Source organism: Rothia sp. HMSC062H08 (assembly GCF_001810775.1).
Lineage (GTDB): Bacteria > Actinomycetota > Actinomycetes > Actinomycetales > Micrococcaceae > Rothia.
Genome location: NZ_KV802668.1, coordinates 16,517 through 43,483, shown reverse-complemented (window position 1 = coordinate 43,483; position 26,967 = coordinate 16,517). Strand labels below are relative to the sequence as shown.

At 59.3% G+C, this 26,967-nt stretch carries 19 protein-coding genes and 1 tRNA gene; 7 read left to right on the top strand and 13 right to left on the bottom strand.

Annotated features, from left to right (window positions below; genetic code table 11):
* Nucleotides 1-8 precede the first annotated feature (8 nt).
* Nucleotides 9-3,500 (bottom strand): bifunctional proline dehydrogenase/L-glutamate gamma-semialdehyde dehydrogenase, encoded by a 3,492-nt coding sequence (locus HMPREF2765_RS05340; RefSeq protein WP_049326875.1) that lies wholly within the window; start codon nt 3,498-3,500, stop codon nt 9-11.
* A 512-nt stretch (nt 3,501-4,012) separates the two neighbouring features.
* Here HMPREF2765_RS05340 and HMPREF2765_RS05330 point away from each other — a divergent pair.
* Nucleotides 4,013-4,939, top strand: coding sequence for a LysR family transcriptional regulator (locus HMPREF2765_RS05330; RefSeq protein WP_070604569.1), 927 nt, complete (start codon nt 4,013-4,015; stop codon nt 4,937-4,939).
* A gap of 179 nt (nt 4,940-5,118) precedes the next feature.
* Here the strand turns inward: HMPREF2765_RS05330 and HMPREF2765_RS05325 are convergent, their stop codons facing one another.
* The 3 genes from HMPREF2765_RS05325 to HMPREF2765_RS05315 all read right to left on the bottom strand — a co-directional run bounded on the left by HMPREF2765_RS05325 (nt 5,119) and on the right by HMPREF2765_RS05315 (nt 8,489).
* Nucleotides 5,119-5,901, bottom strand: coding sequence for a hypothetical protein (locus HMPREF2765_RS05325; protein ID WP_049354896.1), 783 nt, complete (start codon nt 5,899-5,901; stop codon nt 5,119-5,121).
* Between the two features lie 11 nt (nt 5,902-5,912).
* Nucleotides 5,913-7,289 (bottom strand): hypothetical protein, encoded by a 1,377-nt coding sequence (locus HMPREF2765_RS05320; RefSeq protein WP_005506593.1) that lies wholly within the window; start codon nt 7,287-7,289, stop codon nt 5,913-5,915.
* A gap of 252 nt (nt 7,290-7,541) precedes the next feature.
* Nucleotides 7,542-8,489, bottom strand: a complete 948-nt coding sequence (locus HMPREF2765_RS05315; protein WP_049359844.1) for a sugar-binding transcriptional regulator — start codon at nt 8,487-8,489, stop codon at nt 7,542-7,544.
* A 122-nt stretch (nt 8,490-8,611) separates the two neighbouring features.
* Between HMPREF2765_RS05315 and HMPREF2765_RS05310 the strand changes: the two genes are divergently transcribed.
* From HMPREF2765_RS05310 to HMPREF2765_RS05295, 4 genes are all read left to right on the top strand, one after another.
* On the top strand, nt 8,612-10,357 hold the full coding sequence (locus HMPREF2765_RS05310) for a glycerol-3-phosphate dehydrogenase/oxidase (protein WP_070604567.1): 1,746 nt from the start codon (nt 8,612-8,614) through the stop codon (nt 10,355-10,357).
* A 343-nt stretch (nt 10,358-10,700) separates the two neighbouring features.
* The gene (locus HMPREF2765_RS05305; RefSeq protein WP_049332597.1) at nt 10,701-11,498 is read left to right on the top strand and encodes an MIP/aquaporin family protein; all 798 of its coding nucleotides are present in this window, start codon (nt 10,701-10,703) and stop codon (nt 11,496-11,498) included.
* 44 nt (nt 11,499-11,542) lie between these two features.
* Nucleotides 11,543-13,099, top strand: a complete 1,557-nt coding sequence (gene glpK / locus HMPREF2765_RS05300) for a glycerol kinase GlpK (protein ID WP_070604565.1) — start codon at nt 11,543-11,545, stop codon at nt 13,097-13,099.
* A 666-nt stretch (nt 13,100-13,765) separates the two neighbouring features.
* Complete coding sequence (locus tag HMPREF2765_RS05295) at nt 13,766-14,071, top strand: N-acyl-D-glutamate deacylase (RefSeq protein WP_246824924.1); 306 nt, start codon at nt 13,766-13,768, stop codon at nt 14,069-14,071.
* Between the two features lie 110 nt (nt 14,072-14,181).
* Here the strand turns inward: HMPREF2765_RS05295 and HMPREF2765_RS05290 are convergent, their stop codons facing one another.
* Nucleotides 14,182-14,799 carry a hypothetical protein gene (locus HMPREF2765_RS05290; protein ID WP_070604561.1) on the bottom strand — a complete coding sequence of 206 codons (618 nt, stop codon included), beginning with the start codon at nt 14,797-14,799 and terminating at the stop codon, nt 14,182-14,184.
* 337 nt (nt 14,800-15,136) lie between these two features.
* Between HMPREF2765_RS05290 and HMPREF2765_RS05285 the strand changes: the two genes are divergently transcribed.
* Together HMPREF2765_RS05285 and HMPREF2765_RS05280 are read left to right on the top strand one after the other, a co-directional pair.
* A complete protein-coding gene (locus HMPREF2765_RS05285) occupies nt 15,137-15,748 on the top strand; it encodes a methylated-DNA--[protein]-cysteine S-methyltransferase (RefSeq protein ID WP_049353021.1) in 612 nt (203 codons plus the stop codon).
* 215 nt (nt 15,749-15,963) lie between these two features.
* Nucleotides 15,964-16,752, top strand: coding sequence for a DNA-3-methyladenine glycosylase I (locus HMPREF2765_RS05280; RefSeq protein ID WP_049340787.1), 789 nt, complete (start codon nt 15,964-15,966; stop codon nt 16,750-16,752).
* Nucleotides 16,753-16,888: 136 nt separating this feature from the next.
* Here the strand turns inward: HMPREF2765_RS05280 and HMPREF2765_RS05275 are convergent, their stop codons facing one another.
* The 8 genes from HMPREF2765_RS05275 to HMPREF2765_RS05240 form a co-directional block, all read right to left on the bottom strand.
* Nucleotides 16,889-17,278 (bottom strand): DUF1304 domain-containing protein, encoded by a 390-nt coding sequence (locus tag HMPREF2765_RS05275; RefSeq protein ID WP_049340790.1) that lies wholly within the window; start codon nt 17,276-17,278, stop codon nt 16,889-16,891.
* A 245-nt stretch (nt 17,279-17,523) separates the two neighbouring features.
* The gene (locus HMPREF2765_RS05270; RefSeq protein ID WP_070604560.1) at nt 17,524-19,146 is read right to left on the bottom strand and encodes an L-lactate permease; all 1,623 of its coding nucleotides are present in this window, start codon (nt 19,144-19,146) and stop codon (nt 17,524-17,526) included.
* A gap of 510 nt (nt 19,147-19,656) precedes the next feature.
* A complete protein-coding gene (locus HMPREF2765_RS05265) occupies nt 19,657-21,294 on the bottom strand; it encodes an L-lactate permease (RefSeq protein WP_070604558.1) in 1,638 nt (545 codons plus the stop codon).
* Between the two features lie 577 nt (nt 21,295-21,871).
* Nucleotides 21,872-21,945 (bottom strand) — tRNA-Pro (locus HMPREF2765_RS05260).
* 196 nt (nt 21,946-22,141) lie between these two features.
* Nucleotides 22,142-23,722, bottom strand: coding sequence for a ribosome biogenesis GTPase Der (gene der, locus HMPREF2765_RS05255; RefSeq protein ID WP_070592932.1), 1,581 nt, complete (start codon nt 23,720-23,722; stop codon nt 22,142-22,144).
* 111 nt (nt 23,723-23,833) lie between these two features.
* Complete coding sequence (gene cmk / locus HMPREF2765_RS05250; protein ID WP_049358673.1) at nt 23,834-24,526, bottom strand: (d)CMP kinase; 693 nt, start codon at nt 24,524-24,526, stop codon at nt 23,834-23,836.
* A 54-nt stretch (nt 24,527-24,580) separates the two neighbouring features.
* The gene (locus tag HMPREF2765_RS05245; protein ID WP_005507700.1) at nt 24,581-25,750 is read right to left on the bottom strand and encodes a prephenate dehydrogenase; all 1,170 of its coding nucleotides are present in this window, start codon (nt 25,748-25,750) and stop codon (nt 24,581-24,583) included.
* Between the two features lie 18 nt (nt 25,751-25,768).
* Nucleotides 25,769-26,929: a pseudouridine synthase gene (locus HMPREF2765_RS05240; RefSeq protein WP_070604556.1), complete on the bottom strand. Its 1,161-nt coding sequence runs from the start codon at nt 26,927-26,929 to the stop codon at nt 25,769-25,771.
* Nucleotides 26,930-26,967: the final 38 nt, after the last annotated feature.

The window sequence follows — 26,967 nt, the reverse complement described above, 5'->3', positions numbered from 1 at the left end:
ACAGCGCCTTAGCGGGAAGAAATGACGCGCTCGGAGAAGCGGTTCGGGTTACCGAAACGGTGTGCGGTAATCGAAACAGCCTGCTCGCGGAGGAAGGGCAGCATCTCGATACGGCCAGCCTCGGTGACGGGTGCGAAGTACACTGCAACGTCCGGGCGACCACCCAGTGCGGTGTAGAGGGACTTCTCATCGTTACCGATGTAGCGGATACGGGTGCCTTCCAGCGGGGTACCAGCCAGTGCGCGAACCGGGGTCTTAGCGTTCGAAGCCAGGTACTCGCGGAACTGAGCGTCCGACTTGACTTCGTACTTGATGCCCTTGTTCTCGAGGACGCCACGGACGTCGACCGGCAGGTCCTTACCGACGGACAGAGCAACCGGTGCGTTAGCTGCCAGACCGGCGAGCACAACGCGCAGGGTCTCTGCTGCGGATGCGGACTCGTCTGCACGAACCAGAACCTGGGTGGGTACGTAGCGCAGGATGTTGCGCTCCACGCCCAGCTTCGAGGGATCGTGACCGAAGCCGAACTCGGTGTCCCAAGCGTGTGCGTCAGAGGAGACACCGCGCTTGATGAATGCGAAGTCCTCGCGCTTGCCCAGCTCGGAGTTCTCGATGGTAGCCAGGGTCTCGCGGACGGTCACGGACTGGGTGACAGCGGTTGCGGTTGCCTGTGCGGGCTCCCAATCGGACAGAGCGATCAGGTAGCTGGGGCCACCAGCCTTGGTACCGGAGCCAACGGTGGACTTCTTCCAACCACCGAAGGGCTGACGCTGAACGATTGCACCGGTAATTGCACGGTTGACGTACAGGTTACCTGCCTGGACCTTGGAGAGCCACAGCTCGAGCTCATCAGCATCCAGCGAGTGCAGACCTGCGGTCAGACCGTAATCGGGTGCGTTCTGCAGCTCGATTGCCTCTTCCAGGGTGTCAGCGGTCATGATACCCAGGATGGGACCGAAGTACTCGGTCATGTGGTACTCAGAACCGGGCTTGACGCCTTCACGAACACCGGGGCTCCAGAGGCGACCGGTCTCGTCCAGTTCCTTGGGCTGAACGAGCCAGCGCTCGCCCGGGCCGAGGGTGGTCAGACCGCGCAGCAGCTTCTCTTCCGGCTTCTGAACAACGGGGCCCATCTCGGACTCAATGTCCTGCGGGTGTGCCACGTGCAGGGAACTGACGGAGTCAAGCAGCTGACGGCGGAAACGCTCGGACTGTGCCACGGAGCCAACCAGGATGACGGTGGAGCCAGCGGAGCACTTCTGACCTGCGTGACCGAATGCCGAGTAAACGACGTCCTTGACGGCGAGGTCGATGTCAGCGTTCGGGGTGACGATGATGGAGTTCTTACCCGAGGTCTCACCGAACAGGGGCAGGTCATCACGCCAGGAGCGGAAGAGCTCAGCGGTCTCGTAACCACCGGTCAGGATCAGGCGGTCAACCTCGGGGTGCGAGATGAGCAGCTTGCCTGCAGCGCGGTCAACAACCTTGACGAGCTTCAGAACTTCCTTGGGAACGCCTGCTTCCCACATGATCTCTGCGATCAGGGCACCGGTGCGAGCGGTGATGGTTGCGGGCTTGAAGATGACAGCAGAACCTGCAGCCAGACCAGCCAGAACACCACCAGCGGGGATAGCGGTCGGGAAGTTCCACGGGGGAACAACCAGGGTCAGGTCAACAGACTTGGGCTTTGCGCCGTCGATCTTCTCGAGGTCCTCAGCCAGCATTGCGTAGTAGTATGCGAAGTCGATTGCCTCGGAGACCTCGGTGTCGCCCTGCTCCAGGGTCTTGCCAGCCTCAGCTGCCATAACCTCCAGCAGGTCACCGCGGCGCAGTGCGATAGCCTTACCGACCTTGCGCAGAATCTCTGCACGCTCGTGGCCGGAGAGCTTGCCCCATGCCTTGCCAGCCTCTTCGGTTTCCTTGATCAGCTTCTCAGCCTCAGCCTCACTGGTCAGCTCGTTAGCCTTGAGGGTGTCGATGCCCAGCTTGGTGGTCTTGGAACGCTCGAGGATTGCGCGGCCCCACTCGCGGTTACCGGAGAGTGCGGGGTCGGTGTCGGGGGTGTTCTCGAAGCGGCCTGCCGGTACGAAGACGTTGTCCTCGTTCTCGGTCAGACGGTTCTGGGTGCGCTTGGATGCGGGAACCTCGTCGGTGACGGAGTTCAGTGCACGCATGAAGCGGTCCTCTTCGCGCTTGAAGATGGACTCGTCGGTTGCCAGGTCGAAGATACCGGACATGAAGTTCTCGGAGGAAGCGTTCTCCTCGAGACGACGGATCAGGTATGCGATAGCAACGTCGAATTCCTTGGGGTTCACGACGGGCACGTACAGCAGCAGGTGGCCAACGCGACGGCGGATGATCTCTGCCTGCTGCTCAGCCATACCAATCAGCATCTCGAACTCGACGCGGTCCTTCACGCCGCGGTCCTCGGACAGCAGCAGTGCGAAAGCAACGTCGAAGAGGTTGTGGCCTGCAATACCGAGGCGAACGTTCTTCACGTGCTCGGGGCGCAGTGCGTAGTCCAGAACGCGCTTGTAGTTGGTGTCAGCAGCCTGCTTGGTGTCCCAGGTGGTCAGCGGCCAGCCGTGCATAACAGCTTCGACGATTTCCATGGAGAGGTTTGCGCCCTTAACCAGGCGGACCTTGATGCCTGCGCCGCCAGCAGCAACGCGCTTTGCGGACCACTCCTGCAGGTGCTGCATTGCAGCCAGGGTGTCGGGCAGGTATGCCTGGAGCACGATACCGGCTTCCAGGTCCTTCAGGTGGGGCTGGTCCAGGATCTTGGTGAACACCTCAATGGTGAGGTCCAGGTCCTTGTACTCCTCCATGTCCAGGTTGATGAACTTCTTGGGGGAGCTGGATGCAGCCAGCTCGTACAGCGGGGTCAGGCGGCGAACAGCGGTCTCAACGACCTCGTCGAATGCCCAGTGCTGGTGGGGGCCGGAAACAGCGGACACCTTGATGGAGACGTAGTCAACGTCGTCACGTGCCAGCAGGCGCTTGGTCTCAGCCAGGCGGTGCTCTGCTTCCTTGTCACCCAGAACTGCCTCACCGAGCAGGTTGACGTTCAGGCGGTTACCGGTCTTGGTCAGCTCTGCAATTGCGTCGCCCAGCTTCTCCTCGGAAGCGTCGACGATCAGGTGACCAACCATCTCGCGCAGCACGCGGCGTGCAACGGGAACGGTGGGCCATGCGACCTTGCCAGCCAGCTTGCCACCGAAGCCAACAGCGGACTTCATGTACCAGGGCAGGAAGGAAGGTGCCAGGCCGGAAATGCGGGAGAGGTTGCGGCCGGAGACGTTGTCGTCTTCGGGGCGAATAACGCCATCAACAAAGCCGACGGTGAAGGGAAGACCATTGGGGTCCTTCAGAACACCGGCGAGCTGCTCAGCCGCGAAGGTGGGCTTGATCGACTGGGACTCATTTACCCACTGACGAACAAGCTGACGAGCTTCCAGAGCCATCTTCTGGTAGTGCTCAGATGCGAAAGGATGGGTCATCCTTGACTCCTAACTATCTCACTGTGTGCGGTGCACACCACGTTTGGCGATGTCTCTATTTCACCACAAAAGGGTAATAAATACCTCATTAGAAAAACTGAATGTTTTTTCCAAAATCCATTTAGTTTTTCTAAATGATTGTGCGGTGAGGTTTTCACCCCGCGCCCCCTCCGAACCTCCTGTTCGAAGAGACAAGGTGAAGTTTGTAGCGACATCGCTATCCATCTCTCTCAGGCTAGCACTTTCAGAAAGCAAATACCGAACCGATTTCGTAACAATCGAACACTTCAAAACCAGTCCCAAAAGCATCTTCGGCTCTAAGAATCATCACATTCAGCGCGAAAATACTCGCTACACAAGCCAACATGCCGGCACCCCACTTCAGGCGTCTCAAAAAGAGCCAGCCGGAAGCCCACGCGGTACCATAGACAAGAGTCCACGATGAGAGACGCACCACGGAAGAACTCAGAGGCACAATCTGCAGAACAACCGGGCGCGCCAGGGAGGAAAATATGTCCATCTACGACATCCGACGTATGCAGATGCTCCTCGAAATCCAAGAACGCGGCACTGTCATCGCCGCAGCCGAAGCACTCAGCCTCACCCCCTCCGCCGTCTCCCAGCAGATTGCCACCCTCGAAAAAGAAACCGGCACCCCGCTTTTGCAGCGCATCGGCAGGCGCGTACAGCTCACCAGCGCCGGACTCATCATCGTCGACAGCGCCCGCAGCATCCTGCGCGAACTCGACCGCATGCAAACCTCCGTCGCCAACCTCACCGGCGAACCCGCAGGCATGGTCCGCCTCGCCATCTTCCAGTCCGCAGCCTTCGCACTGCTACCGGAAACCCTCAGCTACCTTACCGAACACGCACCCTCACTCACCCTGCAGGTACTGCAAATCGACCCCGAAACCGGAACCTCCCTGACTCGAAGCCGCGAATACGACATGGTGCTCTCCGAAGCCTACCCGCACCACCACATCCCCGAATACCCCGAACTGCACTCCGAACTACTCACCGAAGACCCGCTCAGCCTGATTGTGCCCAGCACCTCCACCATCACCTCAATCGAGGAGGCGCACGCACTGCCCTGGGTTCTCGAAATGGAACAGAACACCTCCCGCAGCTGGGCGCTCAACCAGTGCCGCACCGCAGGATTCGAGCCGGTCATCCGCTACAGCGCCAATGACATGATTACGAACTCCAACCTCGTCAAAGCAGGATTCGCCGTCACCATCGTGCCCGGCTTCATCCTCTCCTCCCTCTCCACCACCGAGGGGCTACGCATCGTAGAGCTACCCGGCAAGCCCTGCCGCAAAATCTTTACCGCCGTGCGCCGAGAGTCCGCCGCCAACCCCGCCATCGCCATGGTGCGTGAAGCACTGCACCACGCGGTCAAGGTAGCATTCGGCGAGCATGAAAAGACCGAAACCGCATAAGAAAAACCAGCTGCCACCCATGCCGGCAGACTAGACAATGCAAAGGTCGGGGCCGTTCCCAGGAACGACTCCGACCTTTCAACATACCTTTTTGAACAGGCGCCTATATATAAGGTATAAAAACACACAACGGAGCCATTCCCCCGCCGTGCCTATCCTTCACAGGGTCAGCCCAACTGCTAGTTCAGCGAAGCAACCACAGCCGAGCTCTGCACCTCGTAGAACGAAGATGACAAACCAGCTGCCGCCATATCCAGCACAGCGCTCACATGAACCTGCTTCAACGCAGAACCGGCAACATCCGAAGCCACCTGATAATTCAGCTGAACATCCAAGCGGTGACCGCGAGGAATAGCAGTACGCAACTCCAGAACGTTCTCGCTGCCGGCACCAGCTTGACCGGTCTGCTCGCTACGGCGCACCGCATCAAGATTCAGAGCATCCACAGGAGCCACCAGGGCTGAAGCACCCAGGCTACCCGAAGGCAGCACCGCCTGCCCCGAGGTGACACGAAGAGTCACCGCGGGATTCAACAACAAACCAGTCTTCGGATCCTGCGCGCGAGCACGCACCATCAGGCGAGTACCCACCGGCAGCGTCGAATTACCTTCATTAATAATGCTCAGGCGAGTCGGCAGATTCCGGAAAGCAACAGTACGCGCAGGCTGGCTCTGCATAGACACAGCCTGCACACCGTTAGCAACCTTCAACTCCAGGCGGATGCATGACTCGTTATAGCGCATCGGAACCTGCACCAGCGCAGAACTCGCCGCGCCACCGTGCTGTCCACCGCCGCGCTGTCCGCCAGGACGCTGGGTCACCGGGGTCACGCGAGCGCGCTTACCGCCCGAACGAGTTGCCGCCTCCGCAGCGCTCACGCCGCCAGCTACCAGGGCAGCCGAAGCGCCCGCAACCTTCAACGCGGTACGGCGAGAAGCGTTCATCAGATTATTCTTAGTCATTTTCTACTCCCCTAGGCCTTCGCGATACGGTACACGCCGCTAATCGTGCCTTGCCACCAGGTGCCGTAACGGTCAATCGTGCCCACCATCTGCAGGGTGTCACCACCGCCAAGCAGCAGGCTCACATGCTGAGGCAGGCGCTGCTCGTGCATCGTCTTACCGGTTTCCATGTCCAGCGCGACAGCCCACGCGTAGGCACCATTCGCCAAACCAGCCGGACCGCGGCGACGCTCACAGGTATAAATCAGGCCGTCAGCGGTGGAATAGCGAGGAACAGCCGAAGAGTACACGTCCTTACGGTCCCAGATCTTACGCAGACCGCGGTCGGTAATATCCCAACGCTCCATACCGGGGGCAAAAAGCGCATTCGCAGGAACCGACGGGCCGGCACCCTCCGGGTACTTCGGGTAGGGGTAGCCGTAGGTGCTTGCACCCACCATCGTGTTACCCACACCGATCATGGAGTTCTCAGTGCCAGAGGTACCGGCAGTAAACAGGCCGGCGCTACCGACCTTCGCACCGTTATCGGTGCGGTACACAATGACCGACTCCTGAATATCAGAGTTATCGGTCAGCATCACGTAATCGGAGCCGTTCGGGCCAAAGAAGGTCGGGGAGGCGCCAGAACCCCACGCGAGCTTGCCCGGCTTGCGGGCGCTACCGCGGTCGTAGGCATGCCACCACTTGAGGGTGGGCGCACCGGTTGCGGTAGCGTTCAGCATATAAATAGCGTGGGAAGTAACCACACTCACGCCCTGCGGGCACGCCGAAATCGAGTTATCGATACGTTCACCCGCAATCGACGCCTTATTCAGGCGCATCGAGCGAATCGTGCCGCGGGCAGAATCAATCACCGCAATGTAGCCGTTCTTCGTCGCAACCCAAATGCGACCGGACCAGTCGGGTACCAGGCCAACCACAGCGTCATTGGCGCTCTGGGCGAGCATGCGGCTCAGGTCAATACGCTCATCAACGCGGATGCTGCGTCCGTCAGCAGAGTGGGAGAGGCGCAGCAGGCACTGAGAGCCATCCACCAGAACCATACGGTCCTGCGCGTCAAGGTAGGCGTACACACCACCGAGCAGCGCGCCCTTCGGGATGTCCAAGTGGGAGAGCTCGCGGCCGGTATGCGGGTCAAGGATAGAGAGCTTCGGGGTGATGAACTCGCCGTGGGCGAAGACCTGGGTGCAGAGCACCTGAATGAAGCCGTCACGTCCGGCAAGAATCGTCGGGCAGGCGCCGCCGAGCTTCGTGCCGGTAATCTTCCAGTCACCGGCGCCGGGGCCGGCAAGAGGAGTAGCGTCGGAAGACTGGGCATCACCGTGCATGGTGGTAATGCCGGGTGCGCCCAGGTGCGGATTCGCCTGGGCGTTATAGGTGGGGGTCATGGTTGGTTCTTTCTAACGGTGAGTGGCGCACACCTTCAATGGAGTGCACAAATATGCGCTTTCACATGCGCAAACGTTTCACATTGTAGGGTCAGAAAGCAGTTTTTGACGACACTAAAGGACACCTTGAAACATTGTTCAGGCGACGCTTGAGATCTTCACCTGGAAAGCTCTCAAGCACTACCTTTCAGATTCAAGGCGCCCCTTTACCCCATCACCACGGACTCTCATACCCGCGGCGATTATTTTTAGCTATTTCTCCATGAGCGCCTTTGCCAGGGCATCATCAAGAACCAAGTCAGTAATTGCGCCCGTACGCAACGCGCCGCGCAAAGCACGCACACGGTGAGTACCGGACGCAACGCAAATACGGCGCGGAATGCGGGCAAGCTCCTTCGGAGTCGGACCGGACGCACGCTTATTCAACTCAAGATCAGCCCACGAGCCGTCCTCACGCAGAAGAATCGTGCACATATCCCCCACAACGCCCAGCTCACGCAACTGACGCTGCTCCTGCACCTCAAAATAGCCACCCGAATACACGTGAGAAGGAATAGGTCCACCAAAAGCACCCACGCCAAAAATAGCGAGGTCAACATTCTGCTGGGCATGCAGATTCTTCTGCACGCTACGCTCACGCCACATGGCGGTCTTCGTGTCCGCATAGTCAAAGAACGCGGGAACCGGAAAATGGATAGTCTGCGCATCATAGGCATTCACCAACTGCCCCAGCAGGGAACCCAGGTACGGAATGCCCGAATGGTGCGCGTTACCGGCACCATTCATCTGCACCACAGTCACGCCCTTCAGAGGGCGGCGCGGCAGATGACGAGAAATCTCGGTCATCGTTGAACCCCACGCCACACCCAGGCTCGTTCCATTATCAATCAGGGAATCAAGTAGAGCCGCCGCAGTACGGGATACCTGGCTCATGCGGGCGATGGGGGTGGCGTCCGAACGGACATTCACGAGAGTAACGCGCACCTTATAGCGCTCACCGATGCGGCGCTCAAGCTCGCTGCGGGCACGGAAGGAATCATCTAGACGGATCTGCACCATGCCGCTCTCACGAGCACTTTTAAGCAGACGCGACACAGTGGCTCGAGAAACCCCCAGACGAGCCGCGATAGCGTCCATCGTCATGTTGTGGATGTAGTACAGCTGTGCCGCCTCGTAAGTGTGGTTAGCGCGTTCGTTCATCGACCCCAGACCCCCAGTGAAAATCCGTTCAAACTACTTGGTTATTATTTCACCATTGGGTTTTACTATTTGCAAGATGAAACCCCACGCCGCGCACGCGGCACGACAAGAAAGAGCACTACATGAGCTCCCAGCACATTGCACAGCAGTCTCAGCTGACCGCCGAGTCCCGCGCCAAGGCGCTCAAGAGCATGGTCAACGAAGAACTCGACATCTTGGTCGTCGGCGGCGGCATCACCGGTGCAGGCATTGCCCTCGACGCAGCAACCCGCGGTCTGCGCACCGGTATCGTCGAAGCAGGCGACTGGGCTGCAGGCACCAGCGCATGGTCCTCCAAGCTCGTTCACGGCGGCCTGCGCTACCTCTACAACCTCGACTTCAAGCTCGTGACCGAAGCACTGACCGAGCGCGGCCTGCTGCTGAACAAGATCGCACCCCACCTGGTGCACGCACAGCCCTTCCTGTGGCCCCTGAAGATGCCCGTCATCGAGCGCGCATACTCCGCAATCGGCATCGGCATGTACGACACCCTCGCATTCCTCGGTTCCCGCGGCAACAAGGGCGTCCCCTCCCAGCGTCACTTCACCAAGACCGGCACCAAGACCGTCTTCCCCGACATCAAGGACTCCGCATTCAGCGGCGCAATCCAGTTCTACGACGCACGCGTTGACGACGCACGCCTCGTCATCGACGTCGTCCGCACCGCTGCAGGCTACGGCGCACTGGCTGCATCCCGCACCCAGGTTGTCGGCTTCACCAAGGACGCATCCGGCCGCGTCATCGGCGCAGAGCTGGCAGACCTGGAGACCGGTGAGCGCCTGAACGTACGCGCAAAGCACGTCATCAACGCAACCGGCGTGTGGACCGAAGAGTCCGAGTCCCTGGCTAACCCCGATGCAGGCCTGGAGGTTCTGGCATCCAAGGGTATCCACATCGTGGTTCCCCGCGACCGCATCAACGCAACCAGCGGTATCTTCACCAAGACCGAGAAGTCTGTTCTCTTCATCATCCCCTGGCAGCGTTACTGGATCATCGGCACCACCGACACCCCCTACACCGAGGACCGCGAGCGCCCCGTCGCAACCAGCAAGGACATCGACTACGTCCTGATGCAGGCGAACAAGCTGATCGCTAACCCGCTGACCCGCGAGGACATCATCGGCACCTACACCGGTCTGCGCCCGTTGCTGCAGCCCAAGGTCAAGGACGGCGCAGCATCCACCAAGGTTTCCCGCGAGCACACCGTGACCGAGGTTGCACCCGGCATGAGCGCTATCGCAGGCGGCAAGCTCACCACCTACCGTGTCATGGCTGCCGACGCTGTCGACTTCGCACTGGGCGAGCAGGCTAAGCAGAACCCCTCCGTGACCGCAACCATCGGCCTGGTCGGCGCAGACGGCTACCACGCAATCGCTGCTAACCGTGCACGCTACGCAGAGCGTTACGGCTGGGATGAGGACCGTATCACCCACCTGCTCGAGCGTTACGGCGCGCAGATTGAGGACCTCGGCGCTCTCATCGACGCTGACCCCTCCCTCGGTGCTCCCCTGGCTAAGGCACCCCAGTTCCTGCGTGCAGACGTCGTCTTCGCTGTCCGCTACGAGGGTGCCCTGCACCTGGAGGACGTTCTGGTCCGCCGCGTACGCCTCGACCTCGAGCAGCGCGACCGCGGCCTGGCAGCAGCAGACGAGATTCTCGACATCATGCGTGCCGAGCTCGGCTGGGACGACAAGAAGGTTAAGGAAGAACTCGACCTCTACGCCGCACGCGTGCAGGCTATCCGCGAGGCGGAGTCCACCTCCACCGACGCTGAGGCATCGGCAAAGATTGAGGCTGTCACCCCCGTGGCACCTCGTGTGAAGCTCTAATCTTTAGAGATTCCACGCACCTTTCGTAACCGATTATTTGGTACGAACCGACCGTTCACCCCTCACCGTTATGGGCTAACTCAATATTTTTCGGTGAGGGGTGGACGGACGGTTAAATAACCGTTTACGATAAACCCCTGCATAAGAAGCAGAGCGCTAAATACGGAGCTAACCCACAGTGCAATCTGCTTCCCACTCAGACGTTCAACCAACATTTTCGTAGCAACCGCTACACATTTCAGCACAGCGTTGTGCCCCGATCCGCCCGTGCGGTGAGGATGCACGGGAACATGCAAGCAAAGGTTCGCTTGCCTTCCAGACGCTTCGTCTTCAAGGAGCAACAATGTCTCTTCTTGCTTCCGCAGGAACTGTACTTGCAGCCGGCTCTTCCGCTCTCGTGGATGCATCCGGCGCCCCCACCACCCTCGGAATCTTCGCTTCCGAGTTCTTCGGCACCTTCATCCTGATTCTGCTCGGTGCCGGCGTATGCGCCGCAGTGACCCTCAAGAAGTCCTACGCTAAGGACGCAGGCTGGGGTGTTATCACCTTCGGATGGGGTCTGGCAGTGTTCACCGCCGTGTACCTCTCCTTCCATTCCGGTGCACACCTGAACCCCGCAGTGACCGTCGGCCTGGCAACCGCAGGCCGCGACCTGGCAACCGGTGTTCCCGCAACCGCAGGCAACATCGCCCTGTACATCATCGCTCAGATGCTCGGCGCAATGGCCGGCGCAACCGGAGCGTACCTCACCTACAAGAAGCACTTCGATGAGGACCCGGGCGACCGCCTCGGCATCTTCGCAACCGGCCCCGCCATCAAGTCCTACGGCTGGAACTTGCTCACCGAGATTATCGGCACCTTCGTCCTGATTGGCTGGATCATCGCATCCGGTAAGACCCCCGCCCAGACTGGCCCCTTGGCTGTTGCCCTGGTCGTTGTATCCATCAGTATGAGCCTCGGTGGCGCAACCGGTTCCGCTATCAACCCCGCACGTGACCTCGGCCCCCGTATCGCCTACACCTTCCTGCCCATCCCCGGTAAGACCGGTTCCAACTGGTCTTACGCATGGGTTCCGGTTGTTGGCCCAATCATCGGCGCTATCCTCGCAGGCCTGATCGTTCCGGCAGTTCTGCCCCTCTAAACCTCTCTAATACCCCCCCGTTCTTTTGTTCTAAGGAAAAATCAATGACGACTTCTCTGCACTCCGCAACCCTCAACGTCGAGCGCAAGTACATCCTCTCCATCGACCAGGGCACCACCAGCTCCCGCGCGATCCTGTTCAACAAGGCGGGCGAGAACGTGGCTCAAGGCCAGCTCGAGCACGAGCAGATCTTCCCCAAGGCCGGCTGGGTCGAGCACAACGCAACCGAAATTTGGCAGAACGTCCGTAAGGTCGTAGCAATGGCTATGGCAAACGGCGAAGTCAACCACCACGAAATCGCTGCAGTCGGCATCACCAACCAGCGTGAAACCACCGTCGTGTGGGACAAGAACACCGGTGAGCCCGTCTACAACGCAATCGTCTGGCAGGACACCCGCACCCAGGAAATCGTTGAAGAGCTCGCAGGCGAAGAGGGCGTTGGCAAGTACCACGACATCGTCGGCCTGAACCTCTCTACCTACTTCTCCGGCCCCAAGATCAAGTGGATCCTGGACAACGTTGAAGGCGCACGCGAGCGCGCAGAACGCGGCGACCTGCTCTTCGGCAACACCGACACCTGGCTGGTCTGGAACCTGACCGGTGGTGTTGACGGCGGTGTTCACGTCACCGACGTAACCAACGCATCCCGTACCCTGCTGATGAACATCCGCACCCTCGAATGGGATCCGCAGATCGCTGCAGACATGGGCATCCCCATGAGCATGCTGCCCGAAATCAAGTCCTCCTCCGAGGTGTACGGCTTCGGCCGCGCAACCGGTCTGCTCGCAGGCACCCCCATCGCGGGCATCCTGGGCGACCAGCAGGCCGCAACCTTCGGTCAGGCTTGCTTCGAGAAGGGCATGGCGAAGAACACCTACGGTACCGGTAACTTCATGCTCATGAACACCGGCAACGAGCCCGTCTTCTCCAACAACGGTCTGCTGACCACCGTCGCATACAAGATTGGCGACGCAGCACCCGTCTACGCTCTGGAAGGCTCGGTCGCAATGAGCGGCTCCCTGATCCAGTGGCTGCGCGACAACCTGCGCATGATTGAGCACGCTGCAGAGTCTGAGGAACTGGCTACCTCCGTCAAGGACTCCGGTGGCTGCTACGTTGTTCCCGCGTTCTCCGGCCTGTTCGCACCTCACTGGCGTTCCGACGCTCGCGGCGTCATCGTTGGTCTGACCCGCTACGTGAACCGCGCACACATTGTGCGTGCGGCACTGGAAGCAACTGCATTCCAGACCCGCGAGGTTCTCGACGCAATGAACGCTGACTCCGGTGTTGAGCTCTCCGAACTGCGCGTGGACGGCGGCATGACCGCTAACGAGTTCCTCATGCAGTTCCAGGCTGACATCCTCGGCGTTCCCGTGATCCGCCCGAAGGTTGTTGAGACCACCGCTCTGGGCGCAGCATACGCTGCAGGTATCGCTGTTGGTTTCTGGAGCGGCAAGCAGGACGTTGTGGACAACTGGGCTGAGGACAAGCGCTGGCTGCCCTCCATGGAGCCCGCAGAGGTTGACCGCCAGTACCGCCTGTGGAAGAAGGCTGTCTCCCGCACCCTCGAGTGGGTTGACGAGGACGTTCCGACCGCCTAATCGCAGCACCCGTTGCCTGACGGCACGGCCCGCGTACTAGCGAAGCCCCGGTTGCTTCTCCCCCGCTATGGGGTTGAGGTAGCCGGGGCTTTCCGCTGTTTTATGACGCTCAATTCAACGTTTATTGCGGCGTGATTTCTACAAAAATTAGTGCTGGGGTACCGTTGGTTTTTGTAAATTCGGTATCTTCCGCCGGTCACCTGGCGCGGTGTTGTTCGTGAGGTGTCAGTACCGCACAGGACGCGTACGCGACATATTCATGCGCTGTCCTGACAGGAATTGACGGTTCGCGCTGATACTTTATTTACGTTCCCGTCCGCCACGGTGCTTCACGTACTGCGGCGGACGGACTTTTATCTCTTGTTACTGGGTTCTCTGCATTAACGATGAGTGGGGTTCGCTTTTCGTGTTGCAGTTCTCGCTGTAAAAATCACTGGTTTTATGCCCCTTGTTGAGATACCCGTTTACATGTTGTGTGGGGTTGGTCTAACAGCGTTTGTGTACCTTTGATGTCCATTTCAAGCGCCGTATCATAGATATATAGGCTTATTGGTCCTATTCTGGCCGCCGAAGATGGCGGCTGGTTATGCATCTGGCACCTTCCGGTGCTCATGAGAACGGAGAAAGGCTCCGTTGAAAGGAGGGAGCGGGTTTCCCGCACCGATTATGGTTGATGTCCGTCGCCGCAAGCTTGCAATTATTGCCATGAACGTTTCGGTTCTTGCAGCTGCTCTCTCCTGGCTGTTGGTGCTCTTCTCCGTCATGTATTCTGCCGCCGCTGTGCCGTGGGCGCTGGGCGTTGCTATCGTGCTGACTGTGATTGGTGCCTACGCACTGTACCGCTACTACTCCAAGTACTCGCATGTGCTCCCGAACGAGGACCCGGACGCGCACGATGTGCTCGGTCACGACCTGCACTCGACTCACCTGCCGCATCTGCACCACACGGAGGGCAACGCTGACCGCGCGTAATTCTGACGGAGCGTAATTCTGACAGGGCAGCCGCTAAGTAGCGAGCTTCTCTAGCCTTAGACAGCATAAATGTGCCGCCTCACTGATACCGGTGAGGCGGCACATTTACTTTAAGATTGCGGTTCAGAGTCCGGTCCTGCAACCATGTCTGAACGGTTCGATTCAGCGCTTTGACGCGATTCAGCTTCGGCTCTGGCTAGTTCTATCTTCTTGTTCTCTTGAACGATAAGAGCATTATATTTCCAGCCGGGGATTCGTTCAACAAGCCACCCAACCCAGATGAGCGCAGCGGTAATGAGAGCGACAGGAATCAGGTAAATAAGGGCTCTCGGGTCGCGGGTGTGGTCTGAGGTGCTCCCCGCGCTGAGTTCCCACAGCGCAATGATTGGTACCGCCATTATGGGCATCACTATAAAAAGGATGAGGGCATAGTAAATGCCCATCATGCTACCGGGCCTACCTCTATTTATACGAGCTTGGGTAACGGCTCTGTCCAGGCGTTTGTATTCCTCCAGAGTTTCGCCGTCTAGAAGCGAAGCGTCAGGGATTTTGGCCATGACGTACTGTACGGCTTCAAAATCTGAGGGCGAGCAAATAAAGATATGCCCCTGGGACATAACGGTGTATTCTTTCGCGATGTTGAGGCACGCCTGCGCGTAACGGTTATTGAGCTCTCGACTCTCCGGGTTTTCCTTGAGTTCCCGGCGGAGGTCTTTCAGGTCTTCCATGTTTCTCCTTGCAATTTCAGTCGTCGTTGAACCCAACGTTGGGGTACGAGAAACACAGGTCATCCCCCACCCGGTGCGGGGTGGAGAAGCCGGAGTATTGAATTGCGGTGTATCGGTGTGTACTTCACAGAATGCCAGCTCTTGGGGCTCAGACAAAATTGACCGGGCATCCTGAGATGTTTCAACGGCGGTGCATACATCTCATATATAGCGGTCAGTTATAGACAAAACCCGCTACGGGTACGGTACGGAGGTGCCCCTCCCCTATGATGGTTGAAAGGGATATTTACCTCTAATACCATCTGCAATACACGCCTACGAGCCAACGAGGAAGAGCATGACCAAAGCGACCGATTCGCCGCAGCCGCCGGAAGCGCTCGCGCGCTGGTACACTCGCTATTCGAGCCCCGTCGGCGTGCTCTACCTTGCCGCCCGTGCGGATGCGATTGTGGGCATCTGGTACGAGGATCAGGCGCATTTTCCGCTCCCCCATGAGCTCGGTGAACTAATCGAGAATCCCGTCACCTACCTACGGGAGCACAACACGGCGGAAGAGGAAGAGCCAACCGGTGAGTATGCTGCGGCGCGGCTGCTGTCGCGTGCTGAGGCAGAGCTCTCCGAGTACTTTGAGCGCAAGCGCACTTCTTTTACGTTGCCCCTAGATCCTGAGGGCACCGATTTTCAGCTGATTGTATGGGAGCATCTGAAGACTGTTCCTGCCGGGTACACCACCACTTACGGTGAGATTTCGCGTGCGGTTGGTCCCGGTGCTCCGGCGCAGGCGGTGGGTCAGGCGGTCGGCCGCAATAAGGTTTCTATTATGATTCCGTGTCACCGCGTTATTGGTGCTGATGGTAGTTTGACTGGCTACGCTGGCGGGGTTGAACGTAAGCAGTTCCTTCTCAATCTGGAGGAGCCGGAAGAGGTGCGGGAGGCGCGGCTCTTCTAGCGATGTCACCCGGCGGTGATTGAGACTTGTCAGAGGGCGGAGCGTGCATCGGATGCGGGCTCTGCCCTCTGTCGTACCTATTTTCGGTTTCGTTGCTCTGCACCACGACATATAATCGAATATACTTGCGATTTACTCACGCTAGGGCTACTGTTTAAGTAGAACATGATTCCGAAACACTCGGATCGGCTCAGCAATCTCAGAGAGGAGAAACCGTGACCTCGCAACCTAACATTCCCGCCAAGCCCCTCGAAAACACCCCGAACTACCCCACGTGGGTGACCGATGAGCTTCTGCGCGACTACTACGACACCGAATGGGGCATGCCCGTCACCGATGAGCGGGGACTCTTCGAAGCCCTGAGCCTCGAGGCTTTTCAGGTGGGACTCTCTTGGCGAACGATTCTTGCCCGCCGCGAGGCATTTCGTCACGCTTTTGAAGGCTTCGATCCCGAACGCGTGGCTGCGTTCACCGACCAGGATGTTGCGAGACTCCTCCAGAACGAAGACATTATCCGTAACGAGCGGAAGATTCGCGCGGTCATCTCCAACGCACGGCTGACCCTTCGGATGCGTGAGCTTGCCGCCACGCCGCGTGACGCCTCCGCGGAGGATATTCATCTTCCCCTTATCGCGCCCTCTTCTACCCCGGCCAAAGAGGATAGCAGCGAGGCGGCAGACACTCGCCGCCGTCGGGTTCGCACCCTGAGCTTCGAGGATCTGGAACGGATGCGCGAGCGCACCCTATCCGACGGCACGCGTGTACCGGGCGGGCTACCGGCGTGGCTGTGGTCCTTCGCGCCGCACGAGACTATCGCGCCGCATACCCTGGAGGATATTCCTACCGATACACCCGAGTCCGCGCTTCTTGCCAAATCTTTTAAAGCTCTAGGAGGTGTGTTCTTGGGTCCGGTGACCGCCTATGCGCTTATGTGCGCGGTCGGTATGGTCAACGCGCACCTGGTGGACTCGCATCGGCGAGGCTGTTCGGGGCTCTTTACCTAAGCCCCCTCGCCCTAAGCTCCCCACGCTTGGCGTGCTTGCGTGCAAGGGCGCAGAAAAGCCGCGCGCCACTTCGTAGAAGTAAGCACGCGGCTTCTATACGTTGAGAGGTTCCGCTCTGAATTAGATCGCCACAGGGTTAGATCATCACGAAGAGGAAAATCAGCGCCAGCAGCGGCGGGGTCAGCTGAATCAGTGCCGGCTTGCGCTTATCCGGGGAGGTGAGGAACAGGTAGACACCGGCAATCGCCATGGAGCCCAGGCCTGCGAACATGAGCGCCACGCCCACCTGCGGGGAGCCGAACCAGAAAGCCAGCAGACCGGTTGCGGCGATCCAGGCGAGCATCAGGTTGTACAGGCCCTGGTTTGCCGCCATCTCTTTGGTAGACTCGGCGAATTCTTCGGTCATTCCGAAGGTTTCGCGGCCCTTGGGCTTAGTCCAGAGGAAGGATTCAATAATCCAGATGTAGACATGAATAGCAATTGCTACGAAGGCAAAGACAGTAGTAATCGTTGCGAGCGCCTGCATTGTTTCTCCTTGAGTAGTAGGTGTTCTATGAGGCACCTGCCCGGTCTTTCTTCTGGAGCACAATCTGTGGTGATGTGCAGAATCATGCGGGAGCAAGCACAAGAAGTAATTCTACGCCTCTTCCCGGTCTGTTGAAACTTCCCTGAATATGCGTGAAACCCCTCGATTCGTCTTCTGCAGAGAAAGTGCAGGGTTCTCCTCGAGGGGTTTCTTATGCGGGGTGACGCCGAATCCGGTATCGGCCTTTAGCCCATCATGAGCGACAGAGCGAAGGACCAGACGCAGACCAGGCCCAGCAGAATAGCGCTGTACTTGATGGACATGGAGGTAATCTTCGATTCCTCACCGGCGCTGTTTACTGCCGCCGCCGCGATTGCGATGGACTGCGGGGAGACGATCTTACCCATCACGCCACCGGCGGTGTTTGCGGCCACGAGCAGGGTCGGGTCAACAGCAATCTGGGCTGCGGTGGTGGACTGCAGACCCGCGAAGAGCACGTTAGCGTTCGTCACGGAGCCGGTCACGAACACACCAATCCAACCGATGATCGGGGACAGTAGCGGGAAGACCGGGCCGGCTGCTGCGAGCGCCAGAGCGATGGAGGTGGTCATACCGGCGTGGTTCATCACGTTTGCGACAGACATGACCAGGCAGATCATGAGGATCGGCATCTTCAGCTGGTTCCAGGTGCCGCCGAGTTCTTCGAAGGCTTCGCCCCAGCTGATCTTCGAGGTCAGAACGGTGATGATTGCAGCCACCAGAATTGCGGTACCGGAAGCACCAAGGATGTTCCAGGAGAACATCGCGGTCACGGTCTTGCCGGCACCGGTGGTGATGGCTTCGTGAATGCCGGGGATGGGGAACGCCAGGGTTGCGGCACCAAGCGGACCGGTGGTTGCGAACACGGGCTTGAGCGCGGTGGACCAGAGCAGGATGGTTGCGGAGAGGAAGATGAAGGGGCTCCACGCCTTAACAATCTCAGCGCCGGTGTGCTTGACGCCCTGCTGCGCCTGAACTTCTTCGAGGCTGGGAGCGGTAGGTTCACGGTAAATGTGCTTGGGCTGCCAGGAACGCATGACGAGTGCCAGCGCTACCAGGGACAGCAGCGGCGGGATGATGTCGACCAGTTCGGGCGAGCCGAGCAGTATCAGGATAGCTGCCTGACCGCCGGAGAAGATCACGCCGGTCATGAGCGCTACGAGACCGACTTCGCGGATGCCGCGCATACCGTCCTGGATTGCGACCATCAGCAGCGGCACGAAGGCGACGAAGATCTGCAGTACCGGTACCATGCCTGCGGACAGGTGTGCGGTGTCCAGGCCGCCGACCTTAGCTGCGGTGGTCACGGGGATACCGATAGCACCGTATGCGCCGGACGCGGCGTTGGCTACCAGCGCCAGCATGGATGCCTTGAGGGGGTTGAAACCCAGAGATACCAGCAGTGCCGCGGATATAGCGATCGGGATGCCGAAGCCTGCCGCGCCTTCGATGAAGCCGCCGAAGCAGAAGGCAATCAGCAGCACCTGGATGCGCTGGTCGTTTGAGATGGAGGAGACGGAGGAGCGCACGATATCGAAGTTACCGGCGCGCACGGCGATGCGGTAAAGCCACACAGCCATCAGCACAATCCAGCCGATGGGCCACATGCCCGAGAGGAAGCCGGAGAGGATGGAGCCGGCACCTGCGGTGATGGGCAGGCCGAAGACGGCGCAGCCGATGATGAGGGTGGTGCCGAGGGTCAGCAGTGCTGACTTGAGGCCGCTGAGTTTCAGGACGGTCAGGCCCAACAGGAAGAGGATGATGGGTACTGCTGCGACCAGTGCGGAGAGCACCGGTGAGTTCAGCGGGTCGTAGGTTTGCTGCCACATAGGGCGGGTGGTCCTTTCGGTCTGTGTGTATTAGCGGTCGCTTCTTCCGGTACGGCGCCTGCGCTGTATGGAAGCGTTAGGCCGCATAAAAACCGATGGCCCCGGTCCTTGCGTCGTGGAGGGGTCCATCGGTGAAGCGTGATGGTCTTTAGCTGCCGGGCGTTTGGTTGTATGACGTGGCGATATGCCGAGGCAATATACCGGGGCCATATACCGGGGCGCGGCGGCGGTGAGCGGGACCCTTTCCCTCTCACTAGGTGCTCTTGACTTTATCTGTCTAAGCTAACAGGTCTTCTCCGAGACTTCAGGATAGGGCGACCTTAAGTGTGCACAAATGAAACTTATGTGCATAATTGCGCTCCTTAGCCGCGAATCTCCTCCCCAGCGCACAAAACACAGAAATGCGAAAACCCCCTCCTACCGAAGTAGAAGGGGGCTTTTGCTAAACCGTGTCGCGGGTACCTCACCTTTCAGAGAAGGTAGGTTACACGCATCAGGTACTCACACTGTTTACAGGCCGACCAGGGACAGGACGTAAACCCAAACACAGGTGATAGCCAGCAGTGCTGCACTGTACTTGATCGCCATGGAGGTAATCTTGGATTCCTCGCCGGAGCTGTTCACAGCAGCCGCTGCAATTGCGATGGACTGCGGGGAAACAATCTTCGCCATCACACCACCGGCGGTGTTAGATGCAACCAGCAGGGTCTGGCTGACGCCAATCTGCTGTGCGGTGGTAGCCTGCAGGCCAGCGAAGAGGATGTTGTTGTTCACCACGGAGCCGGTCACGAACACGCCAATCCAACCGATGATCGGGGACAGCAGCGGGAAGATAGCACCCACAGCGGCAACAGCCAGTGCGATGGAGGTAATCATACCCGCGTAGTTCATGACGTTAGCAACGGACATGACCAGGCAGATCATGAGGATCGGGGTCTGCAGCTGCTTCCAGGTTGCGCCGAGCTCCTCGATAGCCTCACCCCAGCTAATCTTGGAGGTCAGGATGGTGATGATGGTAGCCACCAGAATTGCGGTACCGGATGCGCCCACAATGTTCCAGGTGTAGGTCACGTCGATAGGCTTGGGGGTTGCAACAATCGGTGCCGCCTGCGAGATGCTCTGGTGCAGCCAGGGCAGGGGGAAGGAGATGTTGGTGAAGCCGAGCGCGCCCTTAGCAGCGAAGAGGGGCTTCAGAGCGGTGGACCAGAGCAGAATCACGACGGACAGGTAGACGAAGGGGCTCCATGCCTTGAGGATTTCACTACCGGTGTGCTTGACGCTCTGCTGAGCCTGAACTTCTTCCAGGGAGGGAGCGGTGGGCTCGCGGAAGATGTGCTTGGGCTGCCACTTCTGCATGACCAGTGCCAGAGCGACCAGTGCCAGCAGCGGCGGGATGATGTCAACGAGCTCGGGGTTACCCAGGGTTGCGAGCAGAACGGACTGGCCACCGGAGTAGATAACGCCGACCATGAGAGCTACCAGACCGACTTCGCGGATACCGCGGATGCCATCCTGAATAGCAACGAGCAGTACGGGGATGAGCGCTGCCATGATCTGGATAACCAGGACCATTTCGATGGACAGTGCGTGCAAGTCCACGCCACCGCGGATTGCAGCGGTGGTCACGGGGATGCCGATAGCGCCGTATGCGCCGGAGCTCACGTTAGCAATCAGTGCGAACATTGCGGCCTTGAGCGGGTTGAAGCCCAGGGACACGAGCAGTGCAGCACAGATAGCAATCGGGATACCGAAGCCTGCAGCACCTTCAAGGAAGCCGCCGAAGCAGAATGCAATCAGCAGCATCTGGATGCGCTGGTCGGTAGAGATGGAGGAGATGGAGGAACGAACGATTTCGAAGCCGCCGGAACGCACGGAAATGCGGTAGAGCCACACTGCCATGAGAACGATCCAGCCGATGGGCCACAGGCCCGAGAGGAAACCGTAGAGGATGGAGCCTGCACCTGCGGTGACGGGCATACCGAAGATAGCGCAACCGATGAGGAGAGCTAGAACGAGGGAGATAACGGCAGATTTAATACCGCTGAGCTTCAGGACGGTGAGGCCCAGAAGGAAGAAAATAATCGGGACTGCTGCTACAAGTGCGGAGAGCGCGCTCGAGTTCAGCGGGTCGTAGACTTGCTGCCACATGGTTTATTGCGTTCCTTTCCACGCCCACGGGGGCGGGATCGAGTTGTGCCGTAAAACCTTCCCAGCGACGCTTGTGGCGGCGTGTGTGCCGTGTGTTGCAGGTGCGTGCACCTAGCTGTTTTATGCGTTATGGGCGCTATCCTCTGGGGATATATGCCTTCACTTGGGTTCGTGTTGGTTTTGCGGCTATGAAATTCAGTGTGTATGAAGTCGTGTTTTAGTCACAGAAACCTAATTAATCCTTGATTTGTCAAGGAAAAATCAGTATCGAAGTTGGAGTTTCTGGTTCCTAAAACGCGGTTCCTTGTTTACCAATGTACCACCCGTCACCCACAAAATCGGGCATATTCCAACATTTAGATTGAAGCTCATAATTGCACACTAACCTAAAGGTGCCGCTGTTCGAACGTCCAAACGCCGCTCTCCCCCGCTATTTCAAGGGAAAAGGCGCCCTGCACCTTCGCATCCCCGCCAGCACGCGCACCACAGCGCTATTCCATCCGCGTCGTAAAACGCAACAAACCCCTCAGAACGCACAAAAAAGCTCCGGAAGGAAAACCTTCCGGAGCTTTATCTGTCGGGTTGACAGGATTTGAACCTGCGACCCCTTGACCCCCAGTCAAGTGCGCTACCAAGCTGCGCCACAACCCGATTCGTTATTCACGATATTGTTTTCAAGGTTTCCCCTGAACACTCGAATAACTATACCGGGCTTTCAACCCCCGCGCAAGCCAGAATCCCCATTTTTAGAAAAAATCTTAAAAATCTTTTTTTGCAGATTTTCTGCACAGGATCCAGCGCGTGGGGGCCCAGCCCAGCAACACGGCATCAAGCAGACACCCCGCTACTAGCGGCGGCCGCCCTTACCCTTCTTAGCCTTCGCGCTCTGACGCTCACCCAGGGAGCGGCGCTCACGCACACGCATCGAAATCTCAATCGGAGTACCCGTGAAATCAAAAGTCTCACGCAGACGACGCATAATGAAGCGACGGTAACCCGGATCCAAGAAACCGGTAGTAAACAGCACGAACTTCGGCGGACGCGAAGACACCTGAGTACCGAAGAGAATACGCGGCTGCTTACCACCACGCAGCGGGTGCGGATGCGCGGCAACAATCTCGCCCAGGAACGCGTTCAGGCGACCGGTCGGAATACGCGAATCCCACGACTCCAGCGAGTGCTCCAGGGCGGGCACCAGCTTGTCCTTGTGCCAGCCGGTCTTCGCCGAAATGTTCACGCGAGGAGCCCACTGCACGTGCGCCAGGTCGCGCTCAATCTCGCGCTCAAGCATGTCGCGGCGATCCTCATCGAGGGTATCCCACTTATTGAATGCCAGGACCATCGCACGACCCGAATCAATCACAGTCTGCACGATACGCACATCCTGCTCAGAGATCGGCTCGGAAACATCCAGCAGCACCACGGCAACCTCAGAACGCTCCAGAGCAGTCTGAGTACGCAGCGAAGAGTAGAACTCCGCACCCTTAGCCATGTGCTGGCGACGGCGAATACCCGCGGTATCCACAAAACGCCAGGGGTAGCCGCCCAGCTCAATAATCTCGTCAATCGGGTCACGAGTCGTACCAGCCAGGTCATTCACCACGGCACGCTCAGAACCAGCCAGCTTATTCAGCAGCGACGACTTACCCACGTTCGGGCGACCCACCAGAGCCACACGACGCGGGCCGCCCAGCGCCTCCGGCTGAGCGAACTGCGAGTGCTCCGGCATGACCTCAAGAATCTCATCCAGGGCATCCGCCAGACCACGGCCGTGCAGACCCGACACCGGGAACGGCTGACCCATACCCAGCGACCAGAGGTTATAAATCTCCGGCTCCAGGTGAGCGTCGTCAATCTTGTTAGCAATCAGAATGATCGGCTTCTTCACGCGGCGTAGCATACGCACGATCTGCTCGTCCGAAGCGGTCACACCCACGCGGGCATCCACCACCAGGACCACAACATCGGCCTGCTCCACAGCAATCTCAGCCTGCTCAGCAACCTGAGCATCAATACCGCGAGCGTCAGACTCCCAACCACCGGTATCAACCAGGGTGAAGCTCTTACCCAGCCACTCAGCCTTATAGGACACGCGGTCACGAGTCACACCCGGCTTATCCTCAACCACCGCTTCACGGCGGCCCAGAATACGGTTAATGATGGTCGACTTACCCACGTTCGGGCGGCCAACAATCGCCACTACCGGATCAGCGAGCTGCTCTTCCTCATCCTCAATGTCGAAGCCCCAAGCACCCAGCAGGGCGCGGTCCTCTTCATCCAGGTCGTAGTCCTCAAGACCCTCAAGAAGAGCCTGAGCACGCTGATCAGCGGTCTCATCATCAATCTCAGCGAGGCGCTCGATAACGTCGTCCTCGCCACCGCCCAGGTACTTATCTTCGTAATCGTCGCGGATAGCGTCCTCAGCCATGCGCATTCCTTTCTCTACCCGCCCCACGCCCAACCCGAGGGTCAGCACGCGAGCGCGGCTCAACGTCTTATCGGGAGCGGATGCACCACTCCCCCAGCGTTTCGGCGGGGCCTAGCCCGCGCGCTTCGCCTTCAACTGGTCATTCACAGCGTTAATCACTGCAGAGACCGTCGCATTAAAATCAAGATCCGAGCTGTCCACCAGGGTCACACCCTCGGCAGCTTCCATAAAGTTATTGACCTTCGAATCCTTCGCATCACGCTCAGCGATCTGCTTGCTCAAGTCACCCGAAGCGCCGGACTTCTCGGAGTTCTCCAGGCCGCGGCGCGCCATGCGCACCTCTTCAGAAGCAGTCAGCAGGATGCGCGCATCAGCGTCGGGAGCAACCACGGTAGTGATGTCGCGACCCTCAGCGACCATGCCGTTAATAGCGTGGTTAATCATCCAGCGCTGCAGGCCAATCAGGTGCTCACGAACCGCCGGAACCGAAGCCACAGCAGAAACGGCCGAAGAAATGCGCTCGCTACGAATCTCCTCACGGATATCGGTCGAGCCCATCAGAATCTCTTCTTCCTTAATGTTCGTACCGAACACCAGGGGCATCTCCTCGACAGCCTTCGCGATCGCCTCAGCGTCGTTCAGGTCAATGCCAAGTTCCAGCACACGGTAGGTTGCGGCACGGTACATTGCACCGGTGTCCAGGTACGCCAGGCCAAAGTGGCGTGCAACTTCCTTCGACACAGACGACTTACCGGAACCGGAGGGACCGTCAATAGCAATCGTCAGTTTAGGGTTCTCGTGCATCAGCACTCCTTCAAATTCGTCTCAAACTTTATGCCGGAAAATACAGCTTTAACTCTACTTCACAACACGCCAACCGCGAGCCGACAAATCGCGGACCAGCGCCTCATGAATAGACGGATTGACCGAGATTTCAGCCATACCCACCGGGGCGCCCGTCGAGTGCTCCAGACGCAAATCCTCAAGGTTAGCGCCCAGCTCACCAATCTCGGCAAGCAAACGAGCCAGCGTGCCGGGGGTGTCGTCCACCAGCACCGTCATCTTTGCGAACGCGGCGGGGGCAGTACCGTGCTTACCCGGAATACGGCTCACGCCCGCGTTGCCTTCGCTCATCAGCTGCGCCAAATCCAGGCGAGCACCGGATGCCGTCGGGTTCTCCAGCGTCGCAATGAGGCGGTTCAGGTCATCACGCACCCCGTAGAGGGTCTGCACAATCGGGTCAGCGTTCGCCGCAAAAATCTGCACCCACAGCGTCGGGTCCGAAGCTGCGATACGCACCGTATCGCGCAAACCCTGACCCGCCAGGGACAGCGCATACAACGGAGTGTCCTGCAGACGCGAAGCCAACAGCGAACTCATCGCCTGCGGCACATGAGAGATCAGGGCAACCGTCTGATCATGCTCCTCAACGCTCAGAGAAGTCACAATCGCCCCCAGCTCCACCGCCACAGAACGCACCAGACGCACGCACTCGGGGCGAACCGAATCGTGCTCGCAGATAATCCACGGACGCGCCTGGAACAGCTCACCGCGAGCAGCCACCGGGCCCGACTTCTCACGCCCAGCCATCGGATGCGAACCCACGTAACGGGACGCATCCGCACCCGAAGCAAGCACATCAGCCAGCGGCTGCACCTTCACCGAGGCAACATCCGTCACCACGGCGCCGGGGTAGCCCGCCTCCGGTCGAGGCGCATAGGTGTTCAACGCGCGAGCGCACACGGCACCGGCACTATCCGGAGGCGCCGCCACCACCACCAGCTGCGGGGCGAAGGCGGCGCGCTCCTGCTCCGACAGGGTGGAGAAGCTTGTACCTGCACCAATATCCTGCGCCACAGCCTCGGCGGTGGGTGAAATATCTTGGACGTACACGTCCTCGCATCCTGCCGCACGCAACCCCAAACCAATGGAGGCACCCAGCAGACCCGAGCCGATAATGAGCACCGGTCCGGTCAGTGTTGAGTCGATGGGCAGCTCAGATGCGGAAAGCTCAGCGGGCGAGCTCATGACAACTCCTTAGCGTTATTACATGTCCACCGAAGCGAGCAGGTGACCGATCTCGACCTTGGAGAGGTTACGGACGGTACCCTGCTTCTGCGAACCGATACGGATCGGGCCCATTTCAACGCGGACCAAGCGCTCGACCGGGTAGCCGACGGCGTCGAAGAGGCGGCGCACGATACGGTTCTTACCGGAGTGGATGGTCACTTCAACGAGCACGTGGCCGGGGGTGGAGTCCACCAGCTTGAACTCGTCCACGCGGGTCACACCGTCTTCCAGGCGAATGCCCTTCTTCATGGCTGCGCCGACGCCGGGCTCCATCGGGCCGGGAACCTGCACCAGGTAGGTCTTGGGCACCTCGTAGGAGGGGTGGGTGAGGCGGTTCGCCAGTTCACCGTCGTTGGTCAGCAGCAGCAGACCCTCAGTTTCGACGTCCAGGCGGCCCACGTGGAACACGCGCTCGCTCATGGAGGAACGCAGGAAGTCGGAGATGCAGGGGCGACCTTCGGGGTCTTCCATGGTGGAGACCACGCCGGCGGGCTTGTTGAATGCCATGTAGACGAGCTTGTCGTTGGTCTGAACGGTCATGCCGTCCACCTGCACGGTCACCTTGGAGGAGTCCACGCGCACACCCAGCTCGGTCACGACTTCACCGTTGACGGTGACGCGGCCTTCGGTAATCATTTCTTCGCAGACGCGGCGGGATGCCACACCGGCCTGAGCCAGCAGCTTCTGCAGGCGCACGCCGTCGTGGTCGTAGAACTCGTAGTGGTCTACCGGGGCGTTGCGGGGGCGGCGGGGGCGGTGCGGACCAGCGTAGTTGCTGACGCGGTATTCGCCGCGCTCGTGGGCGAAGGCTTCGCCGGAGCGGTAGGGGCGGCCCGGTGCGCGGCGTTCGCGCTTGGGCAGTTCGGTGCCGCGGCCTCGGCCGGAACCTGCGCGGCCTGCGCCGAACTTCTTCTCGCCAAACTTCTTGTCACCGAATTTCTTCTCGCCGAAGCCCTTTGCGCCGCCCTTGCCTGCGCCACTCTTCGGTGCGCCGGGACGACCGCCGCGTGCGGATGCGCCCTTAGCGCCGGGCTTACCGCCCTGACCGGGACGAGCAGCGCCGGGACGGCCACCGCGGGAGTTCTGGGGGCGACCGGATGCAGAGCGGCCGCCGCGGGAGGAGTTTCCATATGCCATGGTGTTCTTCTCTTTTCTGTCGTTGTAGTTCTTGTTAG

What these genes read in the sequence shown, in the direction of transcription:
- HMPREF2765_RS05245 (WP_005507700.1), bottom strand. Translation starts at nt 25,750, where the DNA reads ATGAGCTCGCCCGCTGAGCTTTCCGCATCTGAGCTGCCCATCGACTCA.
- HMPREF2765_RS05330 (WP_070604569.1), top strand. Translation starts at nt 4,013, where the DNA reads ATGTCCATCTACGACATCCGACGTATGCAGATGCTCCTCGAAATCCAA.
- HMPREF2765_RS05320 (WP_005506593.1), bottom strand. Translation starts at nt 7,289, where the DNA reads ATGACCCCCACCTATAACGCCCAGGCGAATCCGCACCTGGGCGCACCC.
- HMPREF2765_RS05315 (WP_049359844.1), bottom strand. Translation starts at nt 8,489, where the DNA reads ATGAACGAACGCGCTAACCACACTTACGAGGCGGCACAGCTGTACTAC.
- HMPREF2765_RS05240 (WP_070604556.1), bottom strand. Translation starts at nt 26,929, where the DNA reads ATGGCATATGGAAACTCCTCCCGCGGCGGCCGCTCTGCATCCGGTCGC.
- HMPREF2765_RS05295 (WP_246824924.1), top strand. Translation starts at nt 13,766, where the DNA reads ATGGTTGATGTCCGTCGCCGCAAGCTTGCAATTATTGCCATGAACGTT.
- HMPREF2765_RS05310 (WP_070604567.1), top strand. Translation starts at nt 8,612, where the DNA reads ATGAGCTCCCAGCACATTGCACAGCAGTCTCAGCTGACCGCCGAGTCC.
- HMPREF2765_RS05285 (WP_049353021.1), top strand. Translation starts at nt 15,137, where the DNA reads ATGACCAAAGCGACCGATTCGCCGCAGCCGCCGGAAGCGCTCGCGCGC.
- glpK (WP_070604565.1), top strand. Translation starts at nt 11,543, where the DNA reads ATGACGACTTCTCTGCACTCCGCAACCCTCAACGTCGAGCGCAAGTAC.
- HMPREF2765_RS05265 (WP_070604558.1), bottom strand. Translation starts at nt 21,294, where the DNA reads ATGTGGCAGCAAGTCTACGACCCGCTGAACTCGAGCGCGCTCTCCGCA.
- HMPREF2765_RS05290 (WP_070604561.1), bottom strand. Translation starts at nt 14,799, where the DNA reads ATGGAAGACCTGAAAGACCTCCGCCGGGAACTCAAGGAAAACCCGGAG.
- HMPREF2765_RS05305 (WP_049332597.1), top strand. Translation starts at nt 10,701, where the DNA reads ATGTCTCTTCTTGCTTCCGCAGGAACTGTACTTGCAGCCGGCTCTTCC.
- HMPREF2765_RS05325 (WP_049354896.1), bottom strand. Translation starts at nt 5,901, where the DNA reads ATGACTAAGAATAATCTGATGAACGCTTCTCGCCGTACCGCGTTGAAG.
- cmk (WP_049358673.1), bottom strand. Translation starts at nt 24,526, where the DNA reads ATGCACGAGAACCCTAAACTGACGATTGCTATTGACGGTCCCTCCGGT.
- HMPREF2765_RS05270 (WP_070604560.1), bottom strand. Translation starts at nt 19,146, where the DNA reads ATGTGGCAGCAAACCTACGACCCGCTGAACTCACCGGTGCTCTCCGCA.
- HMPREF2765_RS05340 (WP_049326875.1), bottom strand. Translation starts at nt 3,500, where the DNA reads ATGACCCATCCTTTCGCATCTGAGCACTACCAGAAGATGGCTCTGGAA.
- der (WP_070592932.1), bottom strand. Translation starts at nt 23,722, where the DNA reads ATGGCTGAGGACGCTATCCGCGACGATTACGAAGATAAGTACCTGGGC.
- HMPREF2765_RS05275 (WP_049340790.1), bottom strand. Translation starts at nt 17,278, where the DNA reads ATGCAGGCGCTCGCAACGATTACTACTGTCTTTGCCTTCGTAGCAATT.